Here is a 25,837-nt window from a genome sequence, read left to right on the forward strand (position 1 = left end):
AATGTCAAGAAATGCAATAGTGAGCATTGCGGCTATTAATGCAGCACTTAGTACAACTACAAGAGATTTTTCAAGTGTATTATTAATAACAAAGTCTAAGGATGTAAAAACTTCTGACGAATTACCAAAAGCTATAACAAGTGTAGCTGAATTGAAAGCTTTAGGTTTTGGTGATGATGATAAAGAAACGATATTAGTCAAAGATTATTTCGGAGCTTCAACAAAGCCAGATTATATATGGGTTTTCGGAGATAGTACGGCTTCTTTAACATATACTAAAATCCTTGAGGGACTTGATACCCGTTGGAAAGGAAAATGGTTTTATACAATTGTTCCTGTGGGTCAAGAAGCGGATGTGAAAGAGGCGATTGATTTTGGAAAGGGAACTTCGGTAGATTATGTATTTTTATTTCAAGGAGCAGCTAATTTTACAAAAGAAACTAACTTAAAAATAGCTAAAGAAAACAAAGTGGAAAATGGATTTTATATAGCTACCGATAAAACAGAAGGTCAAATAACTAACTTAGTTGCAACAGTAAGAAATTTTTTTCCAGGAAGTGTTCCGTTTGCAAGTATTAAATTAAATGGATTGACAGGATCGGGTTATTCTTTATCAGAAATATTAGAACTGGTAGGAAGTAAGAGAGAAAGTGAAACGGGAGTAAATATTGTTACAGAAGAAGACCAATTTATAATTCCGTATTATGGTAAAGCTATGAACGGCATAACTTGGTTTGATTACACAGTTGCTAAAATCGCAATAGATGAATATATGAGAGTCGGAATAACGAAATATATTATAGAAAGAAATACAGAAGGAAATAAATTGCCAGCAATGGAAAAAGGCAAAAAATTAATTTCCTCAAAAGGAACATCTATATTAAGAGAATTTGCAACAAGAGGAATAATTTATGACATAGATGATTTGCTTGAAACAGGAGAGAATGCTTATTCGGTTGATGTAATAAATTTAAGCAATAGAGAAGCTGAAGTTGAGTATAAGTGTTATTTCCAAGGAGCAATAATAAAGTCTAAAGTACAAATAACATTGAAATCAAATAAAGGAAATTAAGGAGGTAATTAAAAATGGCATATATGAGAGACGGATTTGTCCTTATAAGAGTTCCGGGAAGAGAACTTATAATTGATGAATTTGATGAAGATAGTATTGATGTAGAAGCTGCAGAAGATAAAGCGACAAGAAGAAGCACAACAAGAGGTAAAAATATATTTTCGATGATGAGGAATGTACCTTATGAGATAACAATGTCAATTCCACCACTTGCAAATTCAATGAAGAGAACACTTGAATTTTTAAAGTTTTTAAAAAGCCGAGATTATCCAGAATTAGAATTTGAAATACATGAAGTTATAGACGGAAAATCTGTAACATCATACTTCAATGACGGCAACATAATGAGCGAATTAGATTCGGACGGAGCTTTTAAGTCGGACGCTCCGACAAATACATTAAAAATAGCAGGAACAAGAATCGAAAAAAACGTAGGGTAAGGAGAAAAAATGGAAAAAGATAAAAAAATGAATTTCAAGCCAATAAAACTTGGAGAAAAACCTTTTGAGGGAGCTTACGAGGGAGAGGAAAGGCATTTCGGTCTCCCGAATAAAGTTTTTAAAGTTTATTTAGAAGGGGAGGGAGATGACGGAGAAAAAGCTTTTATACCAGTTCAAATGATAACTCCGAAAGCGAGAAAATTAACTAAATTTATCTCGAATGCTTCAGTAGTTTTATCAGCTCTTGAGAATGGAAATTTTTCAAGTGTTGATGATGGAGCATTAGATGATTTTATTGAATTGACTCAAGAATTGTTTCAAATTGCCGAGTCTGTTGTGGACAAATTGACTTTTATGAGTATTGTGCAAATGGTAGCTTTTGCGACGAATATTGCGGTAAATCCCAGAAGTGGAGATAAAAAGTAACGGAGAAATAAACTATAAAAAGCACTATAAAAAAATGGATGCAAGACTAATAGATGCTCACTACATAGCATATGAGTTTAAATTGAATCCTTATGACATTGAGGATAATTGGGGAGATAAACAAATCATAGATACAGTGAGCTTTTTAAAAGAATTATATAAAAGGAAATAGGAGGTGTTGGAATGGCAGATAAAAACGAAACTATAGTTACACTGAAGCTCAAAGCTGATTTAGACGGATTAAAAGAAGCGTTAAGGAAAATTAATGACATGATAAGATCTACTTTAAAAGCACAAGTAGATATTACTTTTAATATACGAGGAGAAAAAAGAGTCGAAGCATTAAAGCAAAGAATAGCAAAAGAAATCAAAGTTCCTGTTTCGTTTCATCAAAAAGGAGATGCCCCGAAAGCTCCAGTTTCTAAGCCAACACCGCAACCAACAAATTCTCCTGCTTCTACCGGAATACCAGGAAATTCCAGCGGAGGATTGCAAGATTTTACAAAACAAATGTCTCAAATTGTAAGCGGAACAGCATTGTTGAATTTTAGTAAAAATATGACAAAAGGAATAATGGAGGTTGGAGTTGAATTTGAAAATTTAAAAACAATAATGAGAAATACTTTGGGCGGAACCGAAGAAGGCGATGCCGCTATGGATATGATAAAAAATATTGCTTCTAATGCTCATGCGAGTATTGGAGACGTTGGCGAAAGTTTTCAAAAATTAGTACAAAGAGGAATGAAGCCAACCGAAGAAGAGTTTATACGGCTAAATGATTTTGCAAGATCTCAAGGAAAGAATATAGGACAATGGACTAATGCCGTTACTTCTGCAATGTTAGGACAAAACAGAGGATTGAAGAAATTCGGAATAACTGCTAAAGATGCCGGAGGCAGTGTTATTTATACTTTTAGAGGAGTGTCTACTCAAGTAAAGAAGAGTGAAAAAGATATATATGAATACTTATTAAGTTTAGGAAAACTTGATGGAATAATGGGAATGTCTGGAAAATCAGCAGATACATTTTCTGGGAAAATGCAAGATATTAGAAATTCGATTGATACTATAAAGATAACTATATTTGAAAAGTTACAATCAGTCTTAAAGCCTTTAATGGATATTGTGAATAATGTTTTAGATAAAATAAAAAAATGGGTAGAAGAAAATCCAGAATTAGTAACAGGGATAGTATTAATCATAACAACTTTAACAGCTTTAGTAGGAGCATTTATGGTTTTAACTCCAATTATATCAAGTGTAGCTGGATTGTTTGCTACGTTTGGTGCAGGATTAGGATGGATTATAGTAGCAATAGCTGGAGTAGTATTTGTCATATGGGATTTATGGAATGGATTTACTACAGGAAATTCAATAATCGCTGACTTGATAGTGAAATTTTTAGAATGGATAGGCATAACTACAACAGCTGGAGAGGTTCTTAATTTTTTAAAAGCGACATTTGATATATTAGTCGCTTGGATAACAGCAGGTGTGACTGAAATGATAGCAATTTTTCAATTTATGGTTGATTATTGGATGGCTTTATTTCAAGGCTTTTTAGATTTTACAGCGATTATGATTGATATAGTTGTAGCTTTATTTACAGGTAATATCCCGAGAGCTTCCGAAGGATTTGAAAGGCTAAAAGATGCGGCACTTAATATTTTTGATAAGATAGTCCTTGCGGCACAAAAAGCTGTAAAAACTATACTTAATGCTTTTGTAGGATTAATGAATAAATTAGCTGATATTCCTCTTATAGGAGAATACATAAAAAAAGGAGCTAATGGGCTTAAAGGTGTCACAGATAATATAGAACAAGATATAAGAAAAAGACAATCTACTGTAAACGAAAGAGATAAAAGAATAAACGGATTTGCAAGAGACGGAAAAAATCCTGGAAATTTAGGAGGAACAAAAAAGAAAAAAAATAACAAAAAAGGTTTAGATATATTTGGAAAAACAGGTGGAATGTTTGGCTCGGGAGGAAATTCTGGTGGAGGAAGTAAAGGAAAGAAAAATAAAGACGGAGCAGGAAAAAGTAATAAGCAAAACACGGAAGGGGAAAAAGCTATTGTTACAGCTATAGAAAGTTTGCAGGATATTCTTAAAAAAACAGGATATTCTATTACTTCTGAAATAAAAAGAGCTAACTTGTTTGAAGCAAAAAGAAAAGCTTTACTCGATTCTCAAAAAAGAGAAGGAGTAACTGAATTATTTAAACATATAAAAGAAAGGGTTTTAGGAACTAATAATAAAGAAATTAATAATAACAATAAAGTTGAAATATTTTTAAATGGATCAAATGGAACATCATACGGAATAAATGCAAACAGTAGAATAGCAGATTTGTTTAAAATACAAAATAAGAGAAGAGGCGGGTAAGCATGTTAAAATATGACGGTTTTTTCGGAGCCTTGCCTTTTAGGTCTGTATCAAACGGAATTAATTGGCAAAAAGAAATAACATCAAGAAAAACATACTTAGGTTATGAAGATAATGATCATAGATATTTTAAAGCAAAAGAAATAAATTTAACTATTATTTTTGAAGGAAGATTAAAAAAGTTATATCTAACTGCACTACAATCAATGTGGGAAAACAATGATAAACAGGTTTTGATATTACTAAAACATGGTCAAATATTTAAAAATATGGTTATAAAGAATATTTCAAATACACAGGAATATGACAACGAAAGAGATAACATTATTGAATTAAATGTGTCTTTTCAAGAAATGAGATATGGAGTTCCCGGAGGAAATATTTATGATGATATAAAAAATGTTACTCAACAAGATAGTATGTTTACTCAAGTTGTCGGAATCGCAAAAGAAAAATTGAATAATATTGTCAATTTATATAGTAGAGCAATAAAGTAGGTGTTTATATGAAAATACAATACAAGGAAAACGAAATAAAGAATTTAATATTAAACAACGATTTTGTCGAAATCCCTTTTGATTTTACAAATTTGAAAAGTAAGACATTAAAAATAGAAGCAATAGTTTTTGAAAGAAAGATAAAATTTGAACTAATGTACATAAACAAAAAATACGACTTTTTGTTTGATAGTATTGAAAATGTTGTTTTTCAGATATTTAATGTAGATAATGAGTTACTTTCTACTTCAAAATTACAATTGAGACAAGATTTATTGTTTGCGGTTAAGCAGATCACGAATGATTATGATGATTTGATTTTGTTATTGATTCCAAAAAATAAAAAGTCTTTGAAAGACAAATCTTTTAGTCTTGAAAACATTGAAAACTATGGTTTCTTTTTGTTTAAAGAGGTAAAAAATGGATAAATTTAGATATATAGAGATAAGGTTAATTTTAGATAATAATGTACTTATTTATGATAATGATAGTTTCAATATTGATTTTAATCTTGAAATTGATAGGACCAGCCAATCAAATGTATTAGAACTTAATTTGTATAATATAAAGGAAAGGGAAAAAGGGAGAAACTCTTTAGAGTATGAATTTATGAGGTCTAATCCTCAAATTGAATTATATGCAGGTTATAGAGAAAAGAAAGAGATCAAAGTAAAAGATTTGGTATTTAGCGGACAATTAGCAACAATAAAAAATGATTATGACGATTTAGATATTAAGTATTCTCTTGTGTGTTTCCAAGAACGTGATATTTGGGTAATGCAGACATTAAATGTAAGCTATCCGAAAGGAAATAAGCCGTCATTTATTATTAAGGATTTGATTGAAAAATTTGGCAGTAGTGGAGAAATAAAACTTGGAATAGGTAAAATAGAGCCATTCAAAGATTTGCCTTATCAATCTAATTTTTCAAAGTCAAATACGAGTTTACAGAAGATATTTGAGGATCTTGCAAAAGATACGATGAGTATATTTTATATTGAAAACGGACTGCTTTATTTTCTTCCAAAACACTTATATATAAAAGAAAGAACAGAATTAAAGCAATTAGATTTACTTGATTTAACTGCCGACGATGACGGGTATAGCATAAAATTAGGTTTTAGAAATTTTAAAATAAACACTCAAATATATATTGAGGGACTTGGAAAAGACTATGTGATTGATAAAATAAAACATACTTGTGACGGAGAAAATGGGGATTTTATGACAGAATTAAAAATACTTGATATGGATATATTCGGTCAAAATATGCTTAAAGAACTTGAAAAAATTAAAAATAAATCGGAAGAAAAAATAGCAAAAGCAGAGAAAAAGGAGAAAAAATAATGGCATTTTCGGAGTTGGAAAAACACAATCGAACAATTGTGACAGAGGAGTTGAACGATATTCACACGTTATGGATAGCAAAAATTTATGATGTAAATAACGAAGAAAGAAAAGCAAGTGTTAAGTTTTTACAAAAAGCAATAAGAACTTTGAAAAACGATTATTTTCAAACTCCTCCCGAAGATTTAATAGATGTTCCTTTGTTACCTGTTTTTTCAAGTCAAAATTTTGAAATTTATATCCCGTATTCTAACGGTGATAAGGTACTTGTAGGAGTATTGGAACGACCTTATATAGAAGCTTTTTATAATGATGAAGTTCAGGAACAGCAATCGTTCGGACGTATGGATATGGGCTATTCTGTAGTCTTAAAGGCCATTCCAAAAAGTATTTTGTCGGATCGACAAAACAATTCCAAAAATATACTTATAAGAAATAATGAGACGAATATTATCATAAAAAATGGGACTATAGAGGTAAATGGAAATTGTACTTGGAACGGGAATTTGAAATTTAATGGAGATGTAACGATAAACGGGAAATTAAAGGTTAAATCTGTAGAAACAGATGATATTAAAACTGAAAACGGAATAAGTAAAGACGGAACACCTTATATACATCCTTAGTGGAGGAAATCAAATGTTTAAAATGGAAAACGAGGATTTAAAAATAGATAACAATGACTTTCAGATTCTTACAGAAAAAGAAAAAGTTCTGCAGGAAATAAAAGAAAAAATAAAATTAATAAGAGGAACTTACAATTTAAGAGAAGAAATAGGAATACCTTGGCTTGACTATAACGGGCAGCTTAGTGATACAGAAAGAGATAATATAATAATCGCTTATATGTACGAAAGAATATCAGGATATAAGGGAGTAGATGTGAGTAGTATTAATATAGAAAAATTAAAAAAAGAAAATAGAGAAGCAAGTTTTAAAATAGAATTTATATATTTTGGAGAAAAAGTAAGTTCCGATATAGAGGGAGGTGTGTTTAATGGGATTTAAGACAGATAAAAACGGAATAATTTTTCCGACATTTGCAGACTTTAAAGAAGAAATGGAAAAAGAAGGGAAAATACAATTTGGAGAAGAATTTGAAATAAATCCTGAAACTTCTTTAGGGCAGTTTTTAGAAGTTATATCTTATATGCTTGAGAATACAAGTAAGCAGCTTCAAAATGTATATTTTCTATTTTGGTTATTTAACAAAAACGGTGCTTTATTATCGGAATATGCGAGCAATTATGGGATAGAAAGGATACAGGGGAAATATGCTTATGGAGATTTAACTGTTGAAGGAACTCCGGGACATATAGTTTCAAAAGGTTTTCAAGTCCGTTCAAAAAAAGGACTTTTATATAAGACAGTATCAAATGTATTAATAAGTTCTAATGGTAAAGCAAAAGTCCAAATAAAAGCAATGGAATTTGGAGAAGAATATAATACGGAAGCAAATACTATTGTAGAAAAAGCAACCGGAGATGAAAATGTAACAAAAATTTATAATCAAGAAGCAATAACAGGAGGAACGTTTTTAGAAAGCGACGAGGAATTGAGAGAAAGAATTTTAAATTTATCAACATCAAAAGGCGGAGCCGATATTAATGGTATAAAAGCAAATTTACTTAAGTTGTCGCAAGTTGAGGATTGTGATATTAAAGAAAATTCTACGGACGAAAGGGACGAGACTTTTGAACTTGAACCGGGACATATTAGAATTGTTGTAAAAGGACTTATAGATGAAGAAGTAGCTTACGCAGTTTTAAATACTATTTCTCCCGGAATAGTTACAGACGGCGATGTAGTTATGAGAGTTGTTACAGACTCAAATCAAAACAGAATAATCAAATTTAAACAAGCTACAAAAATTGAATATTCTGTAAGAGTACGAAACATAAAAAATGTTTCTGAACAAAATAAGGTAACGAAAGATGAAATTATAAATAGTATAGTAAAAGAAACTAATAATTTTAAATTAGGGCAATATGTGAATTATGAAAAAATTCAGTCTGCGGTTTATCAATTGTCAAAGCAATTGGAAGCAGATGTCGAAATAAAAAAAGGTAGTGGGAGTTGGATAAAAGAGGATATTGCCATAAGACATGACGAATATAGCTTTTTAAGTATTAATAATATTGAGGTAACGCTATGATGAATGCAGATATGTTTTTAAGTTTATGTGGAAATATTATTGACAGAAAAGGAGTCAATAATAAGAAGATTTTTGAAATAATAGCAAGCGGATTCGATTTATATAATAAATATTACGAAAAGATATTATATTCAGATGTTATTGATAGACTTTATGGATATGAGTTAGATTTGTTTGGAGAACAATTTAGAATTTATAGAGCAGGAAGAACAGACGAAGAATATAAAAAATATTTGAAAATATCATTTGTTTTAAGGCTTGGAAAAGTTGATTTTAATTTTATAGTTAATGCTATATCAATATTTTTTGGGATAGAGAAAAGTAAAATTAAAATCTTTGACAAAAATTCAAACAAAGAAATGAAATCAAGGCACATTAAATTAAGGATTTTAGAAAAAACAGATATACAAGAAGTTATAAGTTTTTTAAAACATATAAAAGCAGCTGGAATAATAATAGATTGCTGGGAAATGTTAGATGGAAATTTTTTAATTGATTGTAAGGGTAATAAAAAAGAATATAAAGTAGGAAATAATACAGATTATGAATATGATAGACATGAATATAATCTTGATGAGATGCAAGAAATAAATGATTAAGGAGGTTAAAAATGCCGAGCATTAAGAAATTTAAAAGAGGAGTATACGAACACAATAATTTATTTAAAATAAAAGAACCGATTGCAAATGTTGGGGATAGCGAAGTTAGAGAAATAACTCCGTTTAGAGGGGTTATACAAACTCAGGGAGATATTATTAGTTCCGACGATTTGAATGAAATACAAAAAAATTCAGTTTACTTTGTTGATACTGAATATTCTGAGAATTATGGAACGGGAGTTGATGCTTATGTAATTAGTAATTTTACAAATGAGCAGAATGTTTTTTCAGGATTGAAGTTAAAATTTATAATTCCGAAAACTAATGTATTTGATAATCCTATTTTGATTATAGATAATAATAGATATGCCTTGAAATTGTCTGGAAGCCAAGAAATAAAAGCACAAGCATTGAAAAAGGATAGCGTTATAAATGTAGTGTATAACGGTGATGTTTTTTTTACAGAATTAGTCACAACAGCAAGTGAAGAGACATCAGGAATTGCTAAAATCTACAAAAAATCAGATACAGAAAACGACGCAAAGAAAATCAAGAAATATGCTCGTGAAAATATCGGCAACAATAAAGAAGTCAAAGAAGGACTAAACGGAAAAGATTATGAACGAGAATATCAAAATGCAAAGACATATTGGGAAAATTTAATTGAAAAAGCGGACCATACAAAATTTGTAACAATGAAAGATTTGTCAATCATTTTAAAAGAAATCCTGCAACCTGCGAATGGGAATGAATACGGGATAGTTAGCTACGATACAATAAGAAGCGTATCGCCAAAGCCTGATTTGTCGCCTTACGTTCCATTTGCAAAAGGTTATAGAGATAAGGGAAACGTTACAGAATTTGTAAGAGCTAATGCATCAGATGTATGGACACCTCGCCATTTACACATGTATCTTGAAAATGGCGATTATATGGGGGCGTTCCACTTAAATGGCGGACGTGCTTATTACAGAGTGCCGAACAGAAATAGCGGAAATTGGTGTGAGATTATGGACCAATTCGACATGATAGCAAGAGACCAGCGAATGGATAGGATTGATGCGGATAAATCGAATTTGTGGGGAAGGGCAAATGATGCTTGGAATAAAGCACACGACGCTCAAGTAAACAGAATTTATGAAATTAGAATGGTAGGTTATGTAGAAGATGAAATTAATGGAAAGGGAGAAAGAAATGGTTATGTTTTAACAAAGGTTTCGAGAAATTATGGAGAAAGTCAGGATCATATTAAAATAGGGAGCAGAGCTTTACAGTTTCATAGAAATGGTCAATGGCTTAATGCTTATTTTGCATAACAGGAGGAAAAAATGAAAAAATTTGTAGTTGATAGAGTAGAAGTAATGGAAACAGAGGAAGGAATGAAGTATTGGGGGATTTTTGATAAAGATAATAAGAATTGGTATGAAGAGCAGAAAAATTTTAAAGAAAATACATTAAAAATTATGTATAACAAAGATAGTTTTTTAATTTTAGGAAGAGAAAAAGACGTTTCAAAAATAGCTCCTACTATGGTTGGAGATATTATTGAAGAAATTGAATACAGTGAAGAAATAAAAGTAAATCCGAATTTGTATTTTATTAACGGAGAAATGATAGAATTAAAGGAATGTGAAATAATAAAGAACGGGAAAGTCGTATATGATAGAGATTTTAAAATAAAGAAGATAAAAGAGAAGTTGAAAGAACTTAAGGAAGAAAAAATAAAACTTGGTGTAAAGATAAAAGACGGTGTCTATCAACCTATTCGTGATACTGATAGAGTACTTTTGATGATGATTAAAGACACCATAGCTAAAGAAAAAGAATGGAAATATTATGACGAAGAACATAATCCCGTTCTCAGTAAAATAACAAAAGAGATAATAGGAGAAATATTTGTTAAGGGTGAAAAAGTATTAAACGGAGTGATAATCGGAGAAGCGAAAGCAGAGGAAGCTTTGGAAGATTTAATAGACGAAGAGTTGAAAAATTTAGATATTAAAATTTATTTTGAAAAGTATTACAGAGAAAATGGAGGTATCTAAAATCCATTAGGACTTTAGATACTTGCTACATAAAAATTTATAATATTTATTTTCAATAAAGTATTTTGTGCCATTTGAAGCAACGAAAACTATTATAAAAAATATTAGAAAATGGAAATTATTATCAATACTATGTATATATTTCCTATAAATGTGATAAATAGGAACATGAAGAATATATATTGAAAAACTTAAACTTCCTAAATATATAAAAAAGTCATTACCTAAAATTTTGCTAAAAAATCCTGTATCTAAAAATAAAAACATAATCAAAGGTACAAAAGATAATGAAATTAATATAGACGTATAAGGAATAAATTTATTATATTGAATAAATAGAGTTAAAAATAAAAAATATAAGAGGAGTAAAAAAGAATAATATTTTTTACCATTTATATTTTTTAAATAATAAAACAACAGCATCCCAGCAACAAAGGAAGAAAGATGCATTAAAGGAAAATAATTAATAAGATGATAAATATATGAATTATCACTGTATTTATTAAATGTTAGATACACGTAGTAAGTGTAAATAACTGTAAATATTGTGAAACATTTAAAATATTTAGAATGTACTTTCATAAATTTTAATAAATATGGGAATATTATTATTAGAAAAGCCAAGACAGAAAGATACCAAGAGGCATAATTATAATTTTGGTCTGTAGCTTTTCCGAATATTAAACTTTGTATCATTAAAAGGCTGTATATTAATTTTTCTTTATATTTTAGGGAATAAACAAAAAGAAGTAATAAAGAAAAAAAGTATAAGGGATAAAATTTAAAAAGTCTCGTTAAATAAAATTTTTTTATATCAATGTTTTTATTCAAATGAGAATAAGAAAGCATAAATCCTGATAAAACGAAAAAGAAATATACCCAAATTGTTCCATTTTGGAAAAGCAAAGGAACTTGGGGATAAAAACTTGTGTCTTTAGCTGTATGAAAAATCAAAACGCTGAATGCACCAATAAATCTAAAAATTTCAAATTGATTATATTTTTTCATAGTAAAACTCCTTTAAAATTTAATTTATATTATTATAACATAAAAAAATGAAAGGTGGTAGAAATGTTAAAAAAAGATACTTTATACATATGTTTTCACAAGCCAAAGAGCTTAGTCGGATTTTTAATTTCTGCGTGGACATTAGGAAACTACTCTCATTGTGAATTTGTTTATAACAACGAAGTTTATTTAGCAAATCCTGGTGGAGTACGGAAAGAGCCGTATATTCCAAAGAAAAATTTCGATATTTACGAGGCTTCGGCTTTAGTAAATATAGATAAAATAATGGAGTTTTTCGAGATGACAAAAGGATCGGGATATGACTATAAAGGAATAATTGAAAGCCAACTGTTTTTCGCGGGAAACGGGCATAACTTAGACGAGTTTTTTTGTTCTGAATGGTGCTTGAACGCGATAGATTATGCTTTAAACTACAGATTGCAATACGGTAAAAGGGCTATGACAAAAAAAGGATATAACAAGTTCAATCCTGAACGGTTGTATAAATATTTGAAGAAAATAAATTTAATAAACGGAAAGGAGGCGTAAAAAATGAGCAGTAGATTTGAAAAACTATTCGATTATATTTTAAAAGTGGAGGGGGATTATAGCGATGATAAGCACGACAAAGGCGGAAAGACGAGATACGGTATTATAGAAAGTGAAGCAAGGCGGCACGGATATAAAGGAAAAATGAGCGAATTGCCTTTGAGTATGGCAAAAGATATTTACAAAAAAGACTACTACGACAAAAATCGTCTTGAAGAATTAAAAGACGATAGAGTAGCGTTGTCAATATTAGATTGGGCTGTAAATAGCGGGATGACAGGGATAAAAAAAGCACAGTCGACAGCTAACGACTTAGGAGCATTTTTGAATATTGACGGAGTAGTTGGGAGTAAAACTATAGAAGCGATTAATAAAATAACTCCCGAAAAATTTTTGGTTTTATATCATACAAAACAAAGAAGATTTTATGAAAGCTTAGCAGAGAGAAAGCCGACACAGCGGGTGTTTTTGAAAGGTTGGCTAAACAGAGTTGCAAGAAAGGAAAAATACATTAAAGAAAATCTATAGGCTCAAAAAATCGCAAAATTGAGTTTAAAAAATAAATAAGGCTCAAAAATCATAAAAAATGAGTCTAAAAATTCGCGAGAATATTCGAGTGATTTCTCGCGAATAATCAAACAAATAACAAAAAAATAAAATTTTAGGAGGTATGACTATGGATATAGCATTAAAAATAATATTATTAGGAAAAATTAAAGAATTTGCAAGAAAGAGAGTTCTTGAGCAGGAAATATTGAAAGGAGCAAAAAAAGGACTTGAGAAATTAGAAGCAGCACTTGACAATTTCTGGAACGATTCAATAGAGTTTGTTAAAAATGCTCAAAAAGTTGATAATAAATATATTCCAAATGCAATTGAATTTGCGACAGAAGAATTGGTACTCGGAACTATAGAAATCTTAAAAAAAGAAATTAATTTAAGAGAATTAATTGAAGAGGTATTGAGAGAGGAAAAAATAGCAATCGGAATATAGGAGGAGTTTTACAGTGTTAAATGATTTGCAGGAGATAATAAACAATCACGGATTTTTCATAATACTATTCTTTAGCGGTGTGCTTTTCGGAGTAGTATCACAAAGAATAGTTGACAATAAACCTGTAAAACCCGTTTTTAAGAGAGTGGCAATAGCGGGAATGACAATGTCTATTGCTCTTTCGTTCAATAAGATTATGGGGCATTTCGGAGCTGATTTTTTATATCCGTCAAGCCCTGTAATTGGCTTTTTTGGAGAGGCTATAGTAGAAACTATAAATCAAAAAAGATACGGAATAAGCACGGGATTTTTGGAATTATTATTGGAGAAATTCGGATTCGTGAAGAAAGGCGGCAGAAAGAATGGAAAAGAAATATCATAAAAGCCGTAAATTTCTTATTATAGTATTAGCATTAGTATTTTTGAACTCTGTTGTGACTCTTAAATTAAGAGCATATCAGCGGAATCAAAATTTGACGGCTATAAAAATGGAACTTAAAAACAGATACACGGAAAAAATATTTATAGATATAGAAAATAAGTCAAGAAAAGAAGATATGTGGCTTTTAATCGGAATTAATATGTTATCTTTGGGAGTTATTGTCGGATTTGATAGATTCGGTGTTTTTGAAGAGACAGATGATACTGTAAAAGCTAATAAAAAGAAAGTGGTAGACGGGATTAAAATGTTGCTGTAGGATAGCCTAAAAAGGCTATCCTTTTTATATAATTTTATTCTGAAATTCAAATAATTTGAGAATTTGAGGGAGTGTGAGAATTACTCCGAAATATTCTTCGTCTGCTTTTTCAAAGTCAATTATTTCATAGAACTTCACATGCTTTCGGCTTCTTGCTTTATATTTTATTTTGTATTTCTTCTTAGTCCCATACAGCATAATACTTTCATTAATTAAATTAATCATATCACTGCACTCGATGAATTGAACATCTTGAGTAACCATTTCAATTAATTTAAGCCATTCTTTGATATGTTCAAATTCGGATCCGCCTATTATTTTTTCTATAATTTCAGGATCAATTTTTACTTCCTTTGATATTTCGTTTATATCAAAGTCTTTAAATTTATAATATAAATCTCTTTCTATTTGTTCTCCAGTTTTTAATAACATAAAATACCTCCTGTCGATATTATACCTCATTTCTCAAAATTTCACAAAAATGTTGACAAAATTAAAAAATAAGATATAATTATGTAAAATATTAAAGGAGATGGTTTTTTTATGGAGATAGGAAAAATAATCAAAGATGAATTAATCGGTATAAGAAAAAAGCCTGAAGAATTATATTGCAAAATTAAAATGATTGTCGAAGAATATTATCCTTATAGTATAGAGATACAACCTACTTTTAATAAGTGTGAAAAAGATGAGATTCGCAACATAAAAAGCCGCAGAGAAGATATAACAATAAAAGATACAGGCGTAACGATAGCGTATTTATTTATAAAAGAAGAAAAAGATTTTTTTGAAATATTAAATATAGATTCATTATTATATTTAAAAGAGGAGTTCGAAATAAAATATGAAAGACCTTTATTAACTGTCTATGAAAGTGATTCTGTTGTTATAGAGACAAATAAAATAGAAGATATTGTTGATTATTGTAAGAAAAAATCAAACCCTGAAAATAAAATAGGATTTATATTAATATATTATAAAAATTATAAAATATTGTATGATGTAAATTCAAATAAATATAGTTGCATAGAATTAAACTTATTTGACAAAAACTTTTCAGAAATAGCAGATAAAATAGATGATTTAGAAAAAGAAGTTGTTTATGATAAGCCAATTGATATGTAAAATAAGTTAATTATAAAGAGCTCTTAAGGCTCTTTTCTTTTTTTAAATCTGAGGTATAATATATTAAAAGGGAGGGATGTATTATGGCAAAATTTTTTATTCATTTTAGAGATAATGTCTACAGACTCAACAGAGGTGTAGACAGAGCGTATTTTTATATTCATCTACAGGAATTAGATATTTTAAATGGAGATGAAACGTATGAAGTAAGGAGAATTTTAAATGGATACAGATATAAAAGGTTGTTTGAGATTGAGAAGTTGAAAGACTTAATCTCTGAGGCAACGGAAGATGAATACAATATATTTTGGGAAAATAGAAAAACAGAAGCAAAAAAGGGTCGTAATTGACTCTTTTTGTTTAAATGTTGACAAAGGTTATAAATTATTATAAAATCTCTTGAAAATAGGCGTAGATATTATACCGTTAATTGTGGTGTTAAGTAGAGTATGCACTCTCGCACCATTTATTTAATAAAAGATTTTAAAGTTTGGTAAAATTTCTCAGCAGTTTAGAGCTGTAAAAAGATATTTATTAAATAATTCGAACTGAAAGCCTGTTTTAAAAAGGGCTATTTTTTTATAAAATTATAAAATTTTTAGAAAGGAAATTAAATCCTAAATTCCCGAAGAATTATACATATGAAAAAAGGACATAGAATTAGTCTTTTTCTATAATAATTCTTCAGGAAATTTAATATCCATATATTTAAATATTTCTTTCTGTTTCTTTGTTACTTCTCCCAATTTAAGTTTTTCATTACCTCTTTCATAACTTTCTATCAAGTCCAATTCATCAAGAAGTTCCTGTGTTGTGTATTTCTTATATAATTCTTTTTCACTCATCTTATTTTTTATATACGATAGCATTACTAATGACACGAATGTTACAAATATTTTTCCATCCATTGTAGGTTTTGATGATACTCTTAATCTTCTTGCATCAAGTCGGTCTTTTATATTATGAAATGCTTTCTCTGCTACATCTTTTGTCTATATATACTTAATATTTCTCTTGCTTCAAGATTTTCATTACTTATCAAACTGAAATAACCATATTTTTTCATATGTTTTTCTATAATATCATCTTTTGCTACAGCAATTATATTTTCTTTTTCAACTTTAATATCGAAATATTTCCTATAGTCTTCGACTCTTTTTTCATTTTCTACATTATTTTCTATATCTGTTTTTAATTTAATCAGGTATTCTGTAAAATCTTTATCTTCTTTTAAAGCTTTTTCATCATCAAAAAACACATACAAGTAAAGATACTTCTTATTTTCCTTGTCTGTATCGTCCCACATAAGTATTTCTTTTTTACCATATATATTATATTCAGCTATATAATTAGTAAATTTCTTAATATCTTTTACTTTTTCTATTCTTTCTTTTATTATTTTTGATGATGACTTTGTTCCTACAATAAATTTAAATTTATTATTCATGAGTTCATCTATATTGTTTTTACTGTAGAATCCTCTATCCATCACTAATTTAGGTTTCTTAACTCCTATATACTGAACATCTTTTATTAATCTTCTAACTGTTGACACATCAACAATGTTTCCTGGTAAAACTCTATAGTAAAAAGGCAATCTTGACTTTTCTCCATACAAAATTGCAAGATTGATTTGTGCTAATGTATCATTTTCCTTATTATATCCGTATCTCATTTGATTAATAGCTTTTGAATAAGATGATATGCTTGTTGTATCATAAGCCCAATACTCATCTTCTTTCAACTGTTCAGCCTGTAATTTAAAGAAATTGTTTTTTCCGCTTTCATTTATTTCTGAAAACATTTCACTTATTCTTTGAGAAGTTAGTTCACTTCTGTTAAATGTTTTATGAATTTTACTCCATTTTTCATATCTTGATATAGGACTATCTTTTCTAATATCAGATATTGTGCAACAGATAAAATTTCTTTGTACAAATCAGGAAAACATTCTTTAAGATTAGAAGTCAGTCCCAATTTTTTAGCAATAAGATTTAAAAGCAGATTAGCACCATAAAATTTACGCTTATCATTTTGAGCTTTATTTTCTTCCAATTTCTTTTTTGGAGTGGAAGTAGGTACAATTTGTCCAGTAAGAGGGTCCTTAATACCGATTAATTTTCTTTTAGATTTAGATTTTTTTTCAGATTTATCCCAATAGTTAATAGATTCATAAACATAAGTTTTATTGTATTTTTTATTATATAGAAAAACTAAAGAAGCCATAAGATTATCACCTATGTATAATTATACATAGAAATAAAGAAAAAGTCAAGAAAAAAATGTAGAAAAAAGCAATAAAATTAATCTTTTTTCTACTTCATATGTTTATTTCTTCGGAAATTTAGGTAAAATATATGACTGATAAAATAAAAAAATATTTGGAATGTTTAAAAAAAGCGAAAAATCCAAGAATATAATCAGAATAGAAAAAATTCATGAAAAAGATTTTGAAAGAATTTTTGTAACTTCGGATATACATGGATACTACTCATTATTTTTAAAGTTGCTGGATAAAATACAACTTACTAAGAAAGATTTGCTTATAATAATGGGAGATTCATGCGACAGAGGACCTCAATCTTATGAACTTTATAAAAAATATATGGAATTGTCCGAACAGGGATATAATATAAAGCATATTTTAGGGAATCATGAAGATATGCTGTATAAAGCTGTTCAATCAGGAGATGATGCTCATTGGTATCGTAACGGAGGAGAGAAAACCGATATTTCCTTCTCTGAAAATTTGGGTATAACTTTAGAAGAATGGAAAGAAAAAGACGGAATGAAAAATTTGGAATGGTTTGTAAACTGGATAGAGCAGTTGCCTTTAATAATTGAAGGAGATAAAAATATATTTGTTCATGCGGCTTATGATACTACTAAAGGTATAGATGAACAGGAGCATAGATTTTTAGTTTGGAGTAGAGATGATTTTTGGACAAATAATAAAACAGGAAAAGCAATTTATTTTGGACATACTCCAAGTAAAGACGGTAAAATAAGATACTATGTAAATGATGTCTGCTGTATTGACACAGGTTCGTATAACACGAAAGTACTAGGCTGTATAAATTTGAATTCCAAAGAAGAAATATATGTTAAAGAAGATTAAGAAATAAAAAAAGACCCTGTTGGTTAGACAAAGCCTTTTCTTATAGAAAAAGTCAGTAAAATCAAGATGAACCAACAATAAAAATAAAATTATGGTTTAATAAAGATAAAGATATCCGATTTGATTTAATAATGAAGTATGTTATAATCATAATAGAAGATAAAATGAAATGAGGGGATATAAAATGGATAAGAAGCCAGTAAAAATGACCGAAAAAGAGATAAGAGAGCGGGAACTGAAAAAAGCAATGGAAACTGTGAAAGCTAAAATAAGAGAGCATAAGGATGTATTTATAAGATTGAGGGATAAATAATGGATATTAAATATTTTGATGTTGAGAAAGTATGGGAAATACACAAAGAAGTCTTGGAGGTGTCTGGTGGCTTATCAGGATATAAAGATAAAAACGGTATAAGTCAAATTTGTGATTTTATGCAGAATGATTTATATTATCCCGGCTTTGTAGATAAACTCGAATATTTGATATTCAGCATAGCAAAAAACCATTTCTTTAATGACGGGAACAAAAGGACTTCAATAGCCACAGGAACATTATTTTTGAGTATAAATGGGTACAATGAAAAACTGGACCTGTATATTGAGGAAATGGAATATTATATAATTGAATTGGTAGAGAGAAAATTGGCGAGAGAGCAGTTTAAGGAAATATTGAAAAGATATTTGTAATAAGGAGGAGTAAAATGAGCAGAACAAAAAGGAATATGCCTTATATAAGTATTTTAGCTTATCAAGATTATAAGGAAGATAAAGTGAGCTATAAGAAAGACAATAAAAAGAAAGTCCGAAAAATAATGAAAGATATTAACAGCGATGTATTTCATTTTAAAAAAATAAAAGTCGGATATAGGGGATTTAAAAGAAATGAAGTGATGAATCAAGCTAAAAGAGATATCCTACAAGCAGCAATGATAAATGCTTTTTTTGAACATTTAGAATATAGATTAAAAAATAGTCGTACTTATTCACATGAAGAAGTACGGGAAATGTTAAAATTCAATAAAGATAAAACAGTTGAGAAAACGGGATGAATTTCTATAAGACTGACAATAGACTTTGACGGTCTTTTTTGTTTATATGAATTTTTATCGAAAATATGATAAAATACATTGATTAAAAAAGTGTAGTAAATTCTTTTGAAATCAGGATTTGTAGGGATATAGAATAAAAAAAGACCCTGTTGGTTAGACAAAGCCTTTTCTTAAGGAAGTTATGAAGAAAAAAGTTAATTTATTACTTTATGTATATATATTAAACGAAAACACTTAGAATAAACTTATTATTTCATATTAAATGATTTATAAGAACTTAAAATAAGTCTTTAATTTAATTAGTTCAAAAAATTCATTGCGAAAATAATGATGTAAAACAAAAATTAATTTTTCGGATCGGGAGAAAGATGACAAAAGAGAAAAATATTAAAATGGTATATCAATACGACGGGAGTAAGTTTTACGGCTTTCAAAGGCAAAAAAATAAAAAGACTGTTCAGGGAGAAATCGAAAAAGTTATTTTGAAAAATTTTTCTCAAAAAATAAATATGATATCATCAGGACGTACTGATAAGGGAGTCCATGCTTTAGGTCAGGTTTCCAATTTTTTTATTGATGAAAAAATTCCTTTAGAAGCAATAAAAAGGCAAATCAATAAAAATTTATACGGAGAGATAAAGATTTTATCAGTTGAAGAAATAGAGAGAGAGTTTAATTCAAGGTTTGACGCAAAATCAAGAACTTATTTATATATTATGAAAAAAGAGGAAGAAATAACTCCTTTTGAGTCGAATTATATTACGGGAATAAAAAATGATATAAATATTGAACAGTTTCAGAAAATAATGGAAATTTTCAAGGGAAAGTACGACTTTAGCAGTTTTATGAAAAAAGATAAGGCAATCAGAAATACAATGAGGGAAATTTACAACATTAAATGTGAATACGAAGAAAGAGAAAAAAAAATATATGTTGAAATATGCGGAAGTTCATTTTTAAAAACAATGATAAGAATAATGATAGGATCGGCAATGGCAATATATTTCGGAAAAGAAAGAGAAGATTATATAAAAATGAGGCTTGAAAATCCTGATGCTGATAAACCGAAAATATTGGCTCCGTCTGAAGGACTGTATCTTTACAGGGTTGATTATTAGAATAAGTGAAAGGAAATTATATGGGAGAATTTTTTATCAGAGAACTGGATTCGGAAAAAGATTCCGAACTGTTATTTCAAATAGTGAAACATGAAGATGAAGTATTTCAGAAAGCGTCTATTGGAAATTTCAATATAAAACCTTTTGCAAAATATGGAAAAGTATTTGCGATGCTGCATAAAGAGGATAAAATGGAAGAACCTGTTTCTATAATAGAAGTTTTAAGAAGTTTCAACGGAGAAAAAGGCTATCTTTACGGAGTTTCTGCAGTTCCTAAGTATGAAAAACAAGGTCATACAAGAAAATTGCTCGAATATGTGATAAATTACCTGTCTGAAAATAGTATAAATATTATCGAACTGACTGTCGGAGTAAATAATGAAAGAGCGATAAAAATGTATAAAAAGTCCGGATTTAAAATAGAAAAAGTTCTGACAAATGAGTATAAAGATGGAGAAAAAAGATATTTAATGAAGTATGAAAATAAAGGTTAATTAAAATAGTTTGATAATTAAAGTAAAAAAAATAATTGACAAGTTTTAAAATACATTATAAAATTATAATGAATACAAAATTGAAGTAAGAAGCAAAAAAACGGATTGTATCAATACATTGTTAACAAAGCCGGAAAATTTAAGGAGGAAACATGCACATAGAAAATGTAGGAGAATATTTGAAAGAAAATGGAATTAAACCTTCCATTCAAAGAATAAAAATATTTGAATTTTTACTGGAACATCATATTCATCCTACGGTAGATGATATATTTCAAACACTTTCTGCTGAAATTCCGACTTTATCAAAAACAACTGTTTATAATATGTTGAACCTTTTTGTCGGGAATCATATTGTTCAGGAAGTAATAATAGAGGAAAATGAAGTCAGATATGATGTTGTAACAGGGGTTCACGGGCATTTTAAATGTAAAGTATGCGGAGAGATTAAGGATTTTGATGTGGATTTGTCTAAATTGGATTTGTCCAAATTAGGAGATGTGGAAATAGAAGAAACGCATTTTTATCTTAAAGGAACGTGTGCCGAATGTTTAAAAAACAGAAATACAACAGTTGTTAAAAATTAGTTTGATTTTGTTTTTTAAAATTTGAAATAGGAGAGATATCGATGAAATTAACGAAAAAAACAGAAAAGCTATTAAATGATCAGGTAAACATGGAATTGGGAGCTGCCTATCAATATCAGGCAATGGCTGCACATTTTGAATCTTTGGGGTTGGAAGGATTTGCAAAATGGATGGACAACCAAGCTAAAGAAGAGATAGAACATTCAAGAAAGTTTTACGATTATTTATTATCAAGAAACGGAAAAGTCGAGCTTGAAGCTTTGGGAAAGCCCAAAGGAAATTTTAAAACAGTAAAAGAAGTTTTTGAAGATTCTTTAAAACACGAACAGTCAGTTACAAAATCTATAGAAGCTATTTATGAAAATGTAAGAAAAGAAAAAGATTACGGAGCGGAAGTGTTTTTAAACTGGTTTGTGTCGGAACAGGGAGAAGAAGAGGAAACTGTTCAGAAAATTATCGATAAAATAACATTGTTGAATGTGGATAAAGACAGTGTTGCATTGTATATGTTCGATAAAGAAATGGGAGAGAGAACTGAAGAATAGTAACAAAATATTTGATTTATTTTAGAGATATAAAATATAGAAACAGAAAAAGTGTGGAAATTAAATACATCGAAAAAAATAGTTTTAAAACAGGAAAATAATATTTTTAAAAATTTCGGGTCATCTGAATACTCCGAATACGTCGGGAATAAAGGATGAAAGGATGGGGAAGTTAATAAAAAGTTCTTGTTTTAATATAATTTTATAAGATGTATTTTTTTATTGCAACATTGGGAATTTATTGCTATAATAAATTCAGCAGTAAATAAAATAGGAGGAAACATGTCAGTAAGAAAACACAAAAATATTATTAAAGGGATATCAATCGCTTTAATTATAGCATTTGCACTTTCAATGGTATATGCAGGATGGAATTTCCTGAAAAATAATGTGTTCATTGAAAGAAAAAAAGTGATAGCCGAAGTAAACGGAGAAAAAATTTATGCAGATGATATGGAAAAGAGTTATGCGGATCTCAGTTCAAGACTTGATTCCATAGTTGCACAAAGAAAACAGCAAATAGCTCAGTTAGGAGGAAATCCTGATAATTTTAAATCATTACCTGAAGAACTGTTGAGAGAGTATCTTTTAAAAGGATTGATTGATCAGAAACTTCTTTTGTCCTCAGCTAAAGATTTGAAGGTAAAAGTGAGTTCAGCGGATATTGATAAAATAGTCGAAAACGACCAAAAACAGGCAGGCGGAAAAGAAAATTTTATTAGACTTTTAGGTACGAACGGTTATAATTTGACTACTTATAAAGAATTTATAAGAGATAAAATGTTACTTGAAAAAGTAGCGGAAAAGATAGAAAGTTCTTCAAAAATAAGTGATGAAGAATTGAAAAAAGCATACGAAAGATATAAATACTTCAATTTTCAGGATCAGACATTTGAAGAAGCAAAACCTCAGTTAATTGAAACTTTAAACGGTGACAATGAACAGATGCTTATAAGTTCTTATTTAGTAAAAGCGTGGAAAAATGCCAAAATAAAAATAAAAAATGATGATGTGAAAAAAATAGATTATAAAAAAATGTACGAAAATATAACTAAAACTATAGTTGAAAAAGACGGATATAAATTTGAAGGCGGCTCTTTAAACGAAAAAATAATTACAATGTTTGTAAATTCCGAAAACGGATACAGCGAAGCTTTAAGAGAAGAGGCTAAAAAATCTTTGGAATCCGATTTGAATAAATTGATAGAGATAGCTAAAAAAGCTAAAGCTGCAGGAATAAAAGCTTCTCCTGAAGCTGCGGGGATACAGGAATTGAATGATTATGCAAAAAAATACTACAGTTATTTAATAGATACTTATAAACCTACTGAACAGGCGATGCTTGAAAGATTTAATTCTAAAAGAGAAACTTATAATATACAGAATACAATTGCAGGACAGGTTGTAGGAGATTATTTCCAACCTTCAAAAGCTGATTTTGACGAAGTTAAAAAGAAAGCGGAAGAATTGATTAAAACAGTAAATGTTGAAAACTTCGGACAAAAAGCCAAAGAATTAAGTCAGGATCCGGGATCCAAAGATAACGGAGGACAACTGGGAGTCATTGATTTATCGGGAATGGTTCCGGAATTTGCCGAAGCTGTTAAAAAAGCCGAAAAAGGTAAAATAGTAGGGCCTGTAAAAACACAGTTCGGATATCATATTATTTATGTTGAAGATAAAGATTCTTCAAACAGCGATAAAGCAAAAGTAAGTCATATATTACTTACACCTTCTGTATCCGAAGCTACAAAACAGGAACTTATAAAGAAAATGAAAACTTTAAAAGATGAACTTACAGCTAAAAAAGTTACTTGGCAGCAAGTAAATACTCAGGATAAGTATAAATTTGAAATAAAGGAACAGTTTAAAAAATTGACTAAATCTCAGCCAATTCCGGGAGTAGGAAAATATGACTCGGAATTAAGTAATAAACTGTTTGCTTCAAAAGTCGGAGATATAATCGAACATCAAACTGAATACGGTTATTTCCTTTTGAGTAAAATATCCGAAGTGCCGTTTAAAGAAGTTACATTTGACAGTGTAAAGGAAAGAATAAGACTTGAACTTGCTTTTGAGCATGTAAATGAAGAAATTGAAAAATAGAAATGAAAAATAAAATTTTCTTTTGAAAATAAACAGACATTGTGATATAATCAAAGAGTAAAATAAATAAAAATTATTGGAGGTAATTAGAAATGACTAGAATTGAAGATATCTATGCAAGAGAGATACTTGATTCAAGAGGAAATCCGACTGTTGAAGTGGAAGTTTTCTTGGAAGGCGGAGCTATGGGGAGAGCGTCTGTACCGTCAGGGGCATCTACAGGAGAACACGAAGCAGTTGAATTAAGAGACGGTGACAAATCCAGATATTTGGGAAAAGGTGTTTTAAAAGCAGTTGAAAACGTAAATACTGTTTTGGCTGAAAATCTAATCGGAATGGATGCTTTGGATCAGGTTGCTATTGACAAAGCTATGATAGAATTAGACGGAACACCTAATAAAGGAAAATTAGGAGCAAATGCAATTTTAGGAGTTTCATTGGCAGTGGCTAAAGCGGCAGCTAACCAATTAGGAATACCTTTGTACAGATATTTGGGAGGAGTTAATGCAAAAGAATTACCTGTTCCTATGATGAATATTTTAAACGGAGGATCTCATGCCGATTCTGCAGTAGATGTTCAGGAATTTATGGTACAGCCTGTAGGAGCTAAAACTTATAAAGAAGCATTGAGAATGGGAGCGGAAATATTCCATCACTTAGGAAAATTATTAAAAGCTAACGGAGATTCTACAAACGTAGGAAATGAAGGAGGGTATGCACCTTCAAATATTAATGGAACAGAAGGAGCATTGGATATTATTTCTAAAGCTGTAGAAGCTGCAGGATACAAATTGGGAGAAGAAATCACATTCGCAATGGATGCTGCATCTTCTGAATTTGCTACAAAAGAAGGAGATAAATATGTATATACATTCAAAAGAGAAGGCGGAGTAGTAAGAACTTCTGAAGAAATGGTTGAATGGTATGCAGGATTATGTGCTAAATATCCTATTATCTCTATTGAAGACGGTTTGGCAGAAGATGACTGGGCAGGATTCAAATTATTAACTGAAAAATTAGGTAAAAAAGTACAATTGGTAGGAGACGATTTATTCGTTACAAATACCGAAAGACTTTCAAGAGGTATTAAAGAAGGAATAGCAAACTCAATATTAATAAAAGTTAACCAAATAGGTACTTTAACAGAAACATTGGATGCTATAGAAATGGCTAAAAAAGCAGGATATACTGCGGTAGTATCTCACAGATCGGGAGAAACTGAAGATGATACTATAGCTGATATAGCAGTTGCTACAAATGCAGGACAAATTAAAACAGGATCTGCTTCAAGAACAGACAGAATGGCTAAATACAATCAATTATTAAGAATTGAAGACGATTTGGCTGAAGAAGCTGTTTATGAAGGAAAAGCAGCATTCTATAACATTTACAAATAGTTTTAAGAATTATAAATAGAAGAGTCGGCTCGAATTATAAAATTCAGTTCGACTCTTTTTTTAAAATTAATATTTTAATA

At 29.5% G+C, this 25,837-nt stretch carries 36 protein-coding genes; 31 read left to right on the forward strand and 5 right to left on the reverse strand.

The genetic code is table 11. The annotated features are described in order from the left end of the window. Position 1 precedes the first annotated feature (1 nt). The 14 genes from FVE72_RS01770 to FVE72_RS01830 are packed head-to-tail and all read left to right on the forward strand — an operon-like array spanning position 2 to position 10,969. Positions 2-1,072 (forward strand): hypothetical protein, encoded by a 1,071-nt coding sequence (locus FVE72_RS01770; RefSeq protein WP_026737016.1) that lies wholly within the window; start codon positions 2-4, stop codon positions 1,070-1,072. A 14-nt stretch (positions 1,073-1,086) separates the two neighbouring features. Next, positions 1,087-1,512 (forward strand): hypothetical protein, encoded by a 426-nt coding sequence (locus tag FVE72_RS01775; protein WP_026737017.1) that lies wholly within the window; start codon positions 1,087-1,089, stop codon positions 1,510-1,512. A gap of 9 nt (positions 1,513-1,521) precedes the next feature. Continuing rightward, complete coding sequence (locus tag FVE72_RS01780; RefSeq protein WP_026737018.1) at positions 1,522-1,938, forward strand: hypothetical protein; 417 nt, start codon at positions 1,522-1,524, stop codon at positions 1,936-1,938. Between the two features lie 34 nt (positions 1,939-1,972). Continuing rightward, positions 1,973-2,110, forward strand: coding sequence for a hypothetical protein (locus FVE72_RS11190; protein WP_154669366.1), 138 nt, complete (start codon positions 1,973-1,975; stop codon positions 2,108-2,110). Positions 2,111-2,121: 11 nt separating this feature from the next. Further along, positions 2,122-4,326: a phage tail tape measure protein gene (locus FVE72_RS01785; protein ID WP_026737020.1), complete on the forward strand. Its 2,205-nt coding sequence runs from the start codon at positions 2,122-2,124 to the stop codon at positions 4,324-4,326. 2 nt (positions 4,327-4,328) lie between these two features. Further along, a complete protein-coding gene (locus FVE72_RS01790; protein WP_026737021.1) occupies positions 4,329-4,823 on the forward strand; it encodes a phage baseplate protein in 495 nt (164 codons plus the stop codon). An 8-nt stretch (positions 4,824-4,831) separates the two neighbouring features. Next, on the forward strand, positions 4,832-5,251 hold the full coding sequence (locus FVE72_RS01795; protein ID WP_026737022.1) for a hypothetical protein: 420 nt from the start codon (positions 4,832-4,834) through the stop codon (positions 5,249-5,251). Beyond that, complete coding sequence (locus FVE72_RS01800) at positions 5,244-6,170, forward strand: hypothetical protein (protein ID WP_026737023.1); 927 nt, start codon at positions 5,244-5,246, stop codon at positions 6,168-6,170. Before FVE72_RS01795 ends, FVE72_RS01800 begins: the two co-directional genes overlap by 8 nt. Further along, positions 6,170-6,796: a hypothetical protein gene (locus FVE72_RS01805; RefSeq protein ID WP_026737024.1), complete on the forward strand. Its 627-nt coding sequence runs from the start codon at positions 6,170-6,172 to the stop codon at positions 6,794-6,796. Before FVE72_RS01800 ends, FVE72_RS01805 begins: the two co-directional genes overlap by 1 nt. 13 nt (positions 6,797-6,809) lie before the next feature. Next, complete coding sequence (locus FVE72_RS01810; protein WP_026737025.1) at positions 6,810-7,178, forward strand: hypothetical protein; 369 nt, start codon at positions 6,810-6,812, stop codon at positions 7,176-7,178. After that, positions 7,168-8,325 carry a baseplate J/gp47 family protein gene (locus tag FVE72_RS01815; protein ID WP_026737026.1) on the forward strand — a complete coding sequence of 386 codons (1,158 nt, stop codon included), beginning with the start codon at positions 7,168-7,170 and terminating at the stop codon, positions 8,323-8,325. The genes FVE72_RS01810 and FVE72_RS01815 overlap by 11 nt, the downstream gene beginning before the upstream one ends. Then, complete coding sequence (locus tag FVE72_RS01820; RefSeq protein WP_146966340.1) at positions 8,325-8,924, forward strand: hypothetical protein; 600 nt, start codon at positions 8,325-8,327, stop codon at positions 8,922-8,924. The genes FVE72_RS01815 and FVE72_RS01820 overlap by 1 nt, the downstream gene beginning before the upstream one ends. Before the next feature lie 11 nt (positions 8,925-8,935). Next, positions 8,936-10,240: a hypothetical protein gene (locus tag FVE72_RS01825; RefSeq protein ID WP_026737028.1), complete on the forward strand. Its 1,305-nt coding sequence runs from the start codon at positions 8,936-8,938 to the stop codon at positions 10,238-10,240. Between the two features lie 12 nt (positions 10,241-10,252). Further along, entirely contained in the window at positions 10,253-10,969 is a 717-nt protein-coding gene (locus tag FVE72_RS01830; protein WP_026737029.1) for a hypothetical protein, read from the forward strand. Positions 10,970-10,975: 6 nt separating this feature from the next. Here the strand turns inward: FVE72_RS01830 and FVE72_RS01835 are convergent, their stop codons facing one another. Continuing rightward, positions 10,976-11,977, reverse strand: coding sequence for an acyltransferase family protein (locus tag FVE72_RS01835; protein ID WP_026737030.1), 1,002 nt, complete (start codon positions 11,975-11,977; stop codon positions 10,976-10,978). A 63-nt stretch (positions 11,978-12,040) separates the two neighbouring features. On the opposite strand from FVE72_RS01835, the gene FVE72_RS01840 reads away from it, so the two are divergent. From FVE72_RS01840 to FVE72_RS01860, 5 genes are all read left to right on the forward strand, one after another. Further along, positions 12,041-12,526 (forward strand): hypothetical protein, encoded by a 486-nt coding sequence (locus FVE72_RS01840; protein ID WP_036056009.1) that lies wholly within the window; start codon positions 12,041-12,043, stop codon positions 12,524-12,526. Between the two features lie 3 nt (positions 12,527-12,529). Next, positions 12,530-13,054: a glycoside hydrolase family 108 protein gene (locus FVE72_RS01845; protein ID WP_026737032.1), complete on the forward strand. Its 525-nt coding sequence runs from the start codon at positions 12,530-12,532 to the stop codon at positions 13,052-13,054. Positions 13,055-13,202: 148 nt separating this feature from the next. Continuing rightward, complete coding sequence (locus FVE72_RS01850; RefSeq protein ID WP_026737033.1) at positions 13,203-13,520, forward strand: hypothetical protein; 318 nt, start codon at positions 13,203-13,205, stop codon at positions 13,518-13,520. 13 nt (positions 13,521-13,533) lie between these two features. Further along, positions 13,534-13,902: a hypothetical protein gene (locus FVE72_RS01855; RefSeq protein WP_026737034.1), complete on the forward strand. Its 369-nt coding sequence runs from the start codon at positions 13,534-13,536 to the stop codon at positions 13,900-13,902. Then, positions 13,883-14,218, forward strand: coding sequence for a hypothetical protein (locus tag FVE72_RS01860; RefSeq protein ID WP_026737035.1), 336 nt, complete (start codon positions 13,883-13,885; stop codon positions 14,216-14,218). The genes FVE72_RS01855 and FVE72_RS01860 overlap by 20 nt, the downstream gene beginning before the upstream one ends. 24 nt (positions 14,219-14,242) lie before the next feature. Here the strand turns inward: FVE72_RS01860 and FVE72_RS01865 are convergent, their stop codons facing one another. Beyond that, on the reverse strand, positions 14,243-14,650 hold the full coding sequence (locus tag FVE72_RS01865) for a hypothetical protein (protein WP_026737036.1): 408 nt from the start codon (positions 14,648-14,650) through the stop codon (positions 14,243-14,245). A 111-nt stretch (positions 14,651-14,761) separates the two neighbouring features. Here FVE72_RS01865 and FVE72_RS01870 point away from each other — a divergent pair, with 111 nt between their 5' ends. Continuing rightward, positions 14,762-15,343, forward strand: a complete 582-nt coding sequence (locus FVE72_RS01870) for a hypothetical protein (RefSeq protein WP_026737037.1) — start codon at positions 14,762-14,764, stop codon at positions 15,341-15,343. 83 nt (positions 15,344-15,426) lie between these two features. Next, entirely contained in the window at positions 15,427-15,693 is a 267-nt protein-coding gene (locus FVE72_RS01875) for a hypothetical protein (RefSeq protein ID WP_026737038.1), read from the forward strand. Between the two features lie 321 nt (positions 15,694-16,014). On the opposite strand, the gene FVE72_RS01880 is transcribed toward FVE72_RS01875, so the two are convergent. The 3 genes from FVE72_RS01880 to FVE72_RS01890 all read right to left on the reverse strand — a co-directional run bounded on the left by FVE72_RS01880 (position 16,015) and on the right by FVE72_RS01890 (position 17,569). Beyond that, positions 16,015-16,251, reverse strand: coding sequence for a hypothetical protein (locus FVE72_RS01880; protein WP_146966343.1), 237 nt, complete (start codon positions 16,249-16,251; stop codon positions 16,015-16,017). A gap of 71 nt (positions 16,252-16,322) precedes the next feature. Beyond that, positions 16,323-17,264, reverse strand: a complete 942-nt coding sequence (locus FVE72_RS01885) for an IS1634 family transposase (protein WP_456300128.1) — start codon at positions 17,262-17,264, stop codon at positions 16,323-16,325. Next, a complete protein-coding gene (locus FVE72_RS01890) occupies positions 17,168-17,569 on the reverse strand; it encodes a hypothetical protein (protein WP_146966347.1) in 402 nt (133 codons plus the stop codon). Before FVE72_RS01890 ends, FVE72_RS01885 begins: the two co-directional genes overlap by 97 nt. A 160-nt stretch (positions 17,570-17,729) precedes the next feature. Between FVE72_RS01890 and FVE72_RS01895 the strand changes: the two genes are divergently transcribed. The 10 genes from FVE72_RS01895 to eno all read left to right on the forward strand — a co-directional run bounded on the left by FVE72_RS01895 (position 17,730) and on the right by eno (position 25,757). Beyond that, positions 17,730-18,461, forward strand: a complete 732-nt coding sequence (locus tag FVE72_RS01895; protein ID WP_036056011.1) for a metallophosphoesterase — start codon at positions 17,730-17,732, stop codon at positions 18,459-18,461. A 184-nt stretch (positions 18,462-18,645) separates the two neighbouring features. Next, positions 18,646-18,774: a hypothetical protein gene (locus tag FVE72_RS11535; RefSeq protein WP_258454568.1), complete on the forward strand. Its 129-nt coding sequence runs from the start codon at positions 18,646-18,648 to the stop codon at positions 18,772-18,774. Further along, the gene (locus FVE72_RS01900; RefSeq protein WP_026737041.1) at positions 18,774-19,148 is read left to right on the forward strand and encodes a type II toxin-antitoxin system death-on-curing family toxin; all 375 of its coding nucleotides are present in this window, start codon (positions 18,774-18,776) and stop codon (positions 19,146-19,148) included. The genes FVE72_RS11535 and FVE72_RS01900 overlap by 1 nt, the downstream gene beginning before the upstream one ends. Positions 19,149-19,162: 14 nt before the next feature. Continuing rightward, complete coding sequence (locus FVE72_RS01905) at positions 19,163-19,510, forward strand: hypothetical protein (protein WP_026737042.1); 348 nt, start codon at positions 19,163-19,165, stop codon at positions 19,508-19,510. Between the two features lie 368 nt (positions 19,511-19,878). Then, positions 19,879-20,628 (forward strand): tRNA pseudouridine(38-40) synthase TruA, encoded by a 750-nt coding sequence (gene truA, locus FVE72_RS01910; RefSeq protein WP_026737043.1) that lies wholly within the window; start codon positions 19,879-19,881, stop codon positions 20,626-20,628. A 5-nt stretch (positions 20,629-20,633) separates the two neighbouring features. Further along, positions 20,634-21,122, forward strand: coding sequence for a GNAT family N-acetyltransferase (locus FVE72_RS01915; protein ID WP_026737044.1), 489 nt, complete (start codon positions 20,634-20,636; stop codon positions 21,120-21,122). Positions 21,123-21,274: 152 nt separating this feature from the next. Then, on the forward strand, positions 21,275-21,709 hold the full coding sequence (locus FVE72_RS01920) for a Fur family transcriptional regulator (RefSeq protein WP_026737045.1): 435 nt from the start codon (positions 21,275-21,277) through the stop codon (positions 21,707-21,709). A gap of 41 nt (positions 21,710-21,750) precedes the next feature. Further along, positions 21,751-22,254, forward strand: a complete 504-nt coding sequence (locus FVE72_RS01925; RefSeq protein WP_026737046.1) for a ferritin — start codon at positions 21,751-21,753, stop codon at positions 22,252-22,254. Positions 22,255-22,536: 282 nt separating this feature from the next. Continuing rightward, the gene (locus FVE72_RS01930) at positions 22,537-24,360 is read left to right on the forward strand and encodes a peptidylprolyl isomerase (protein WP_006808336.1); all 1,824 of its coding nucleotides are present in this window, start codon (positions 22,537-22,539) and stop codon (positions 24,358-24,360) included. A 92-nt stretch (positions 24,361-24,452) separates the two neighbouring features. Continuing rightward, positions 24,453-25,757, forward strand: coding sequence for a phosphopyruvate hydratase (gene eno, locus FVE72_RS01935; RefSeq protein ID WP_006808329.1), 1,305 nt, complete (start codon positions 24,453-24,455; stop codon positions 25,755-25,757). Positions 25,758-25,837 lie beyond the last annotated feature (80 nt).

Origin of the sequence: Pseudoleptotrichia goodfellowii, assembly GCF_007990505.1 — a bacterium.
Lineage (GTDB): Bacteria > Fusobacteriota > Fusobacteriia > Fusobacteriales > Leptotrichiaceae > Pseudoleptotrichia > Pseudoleptotrichia goodfellowii.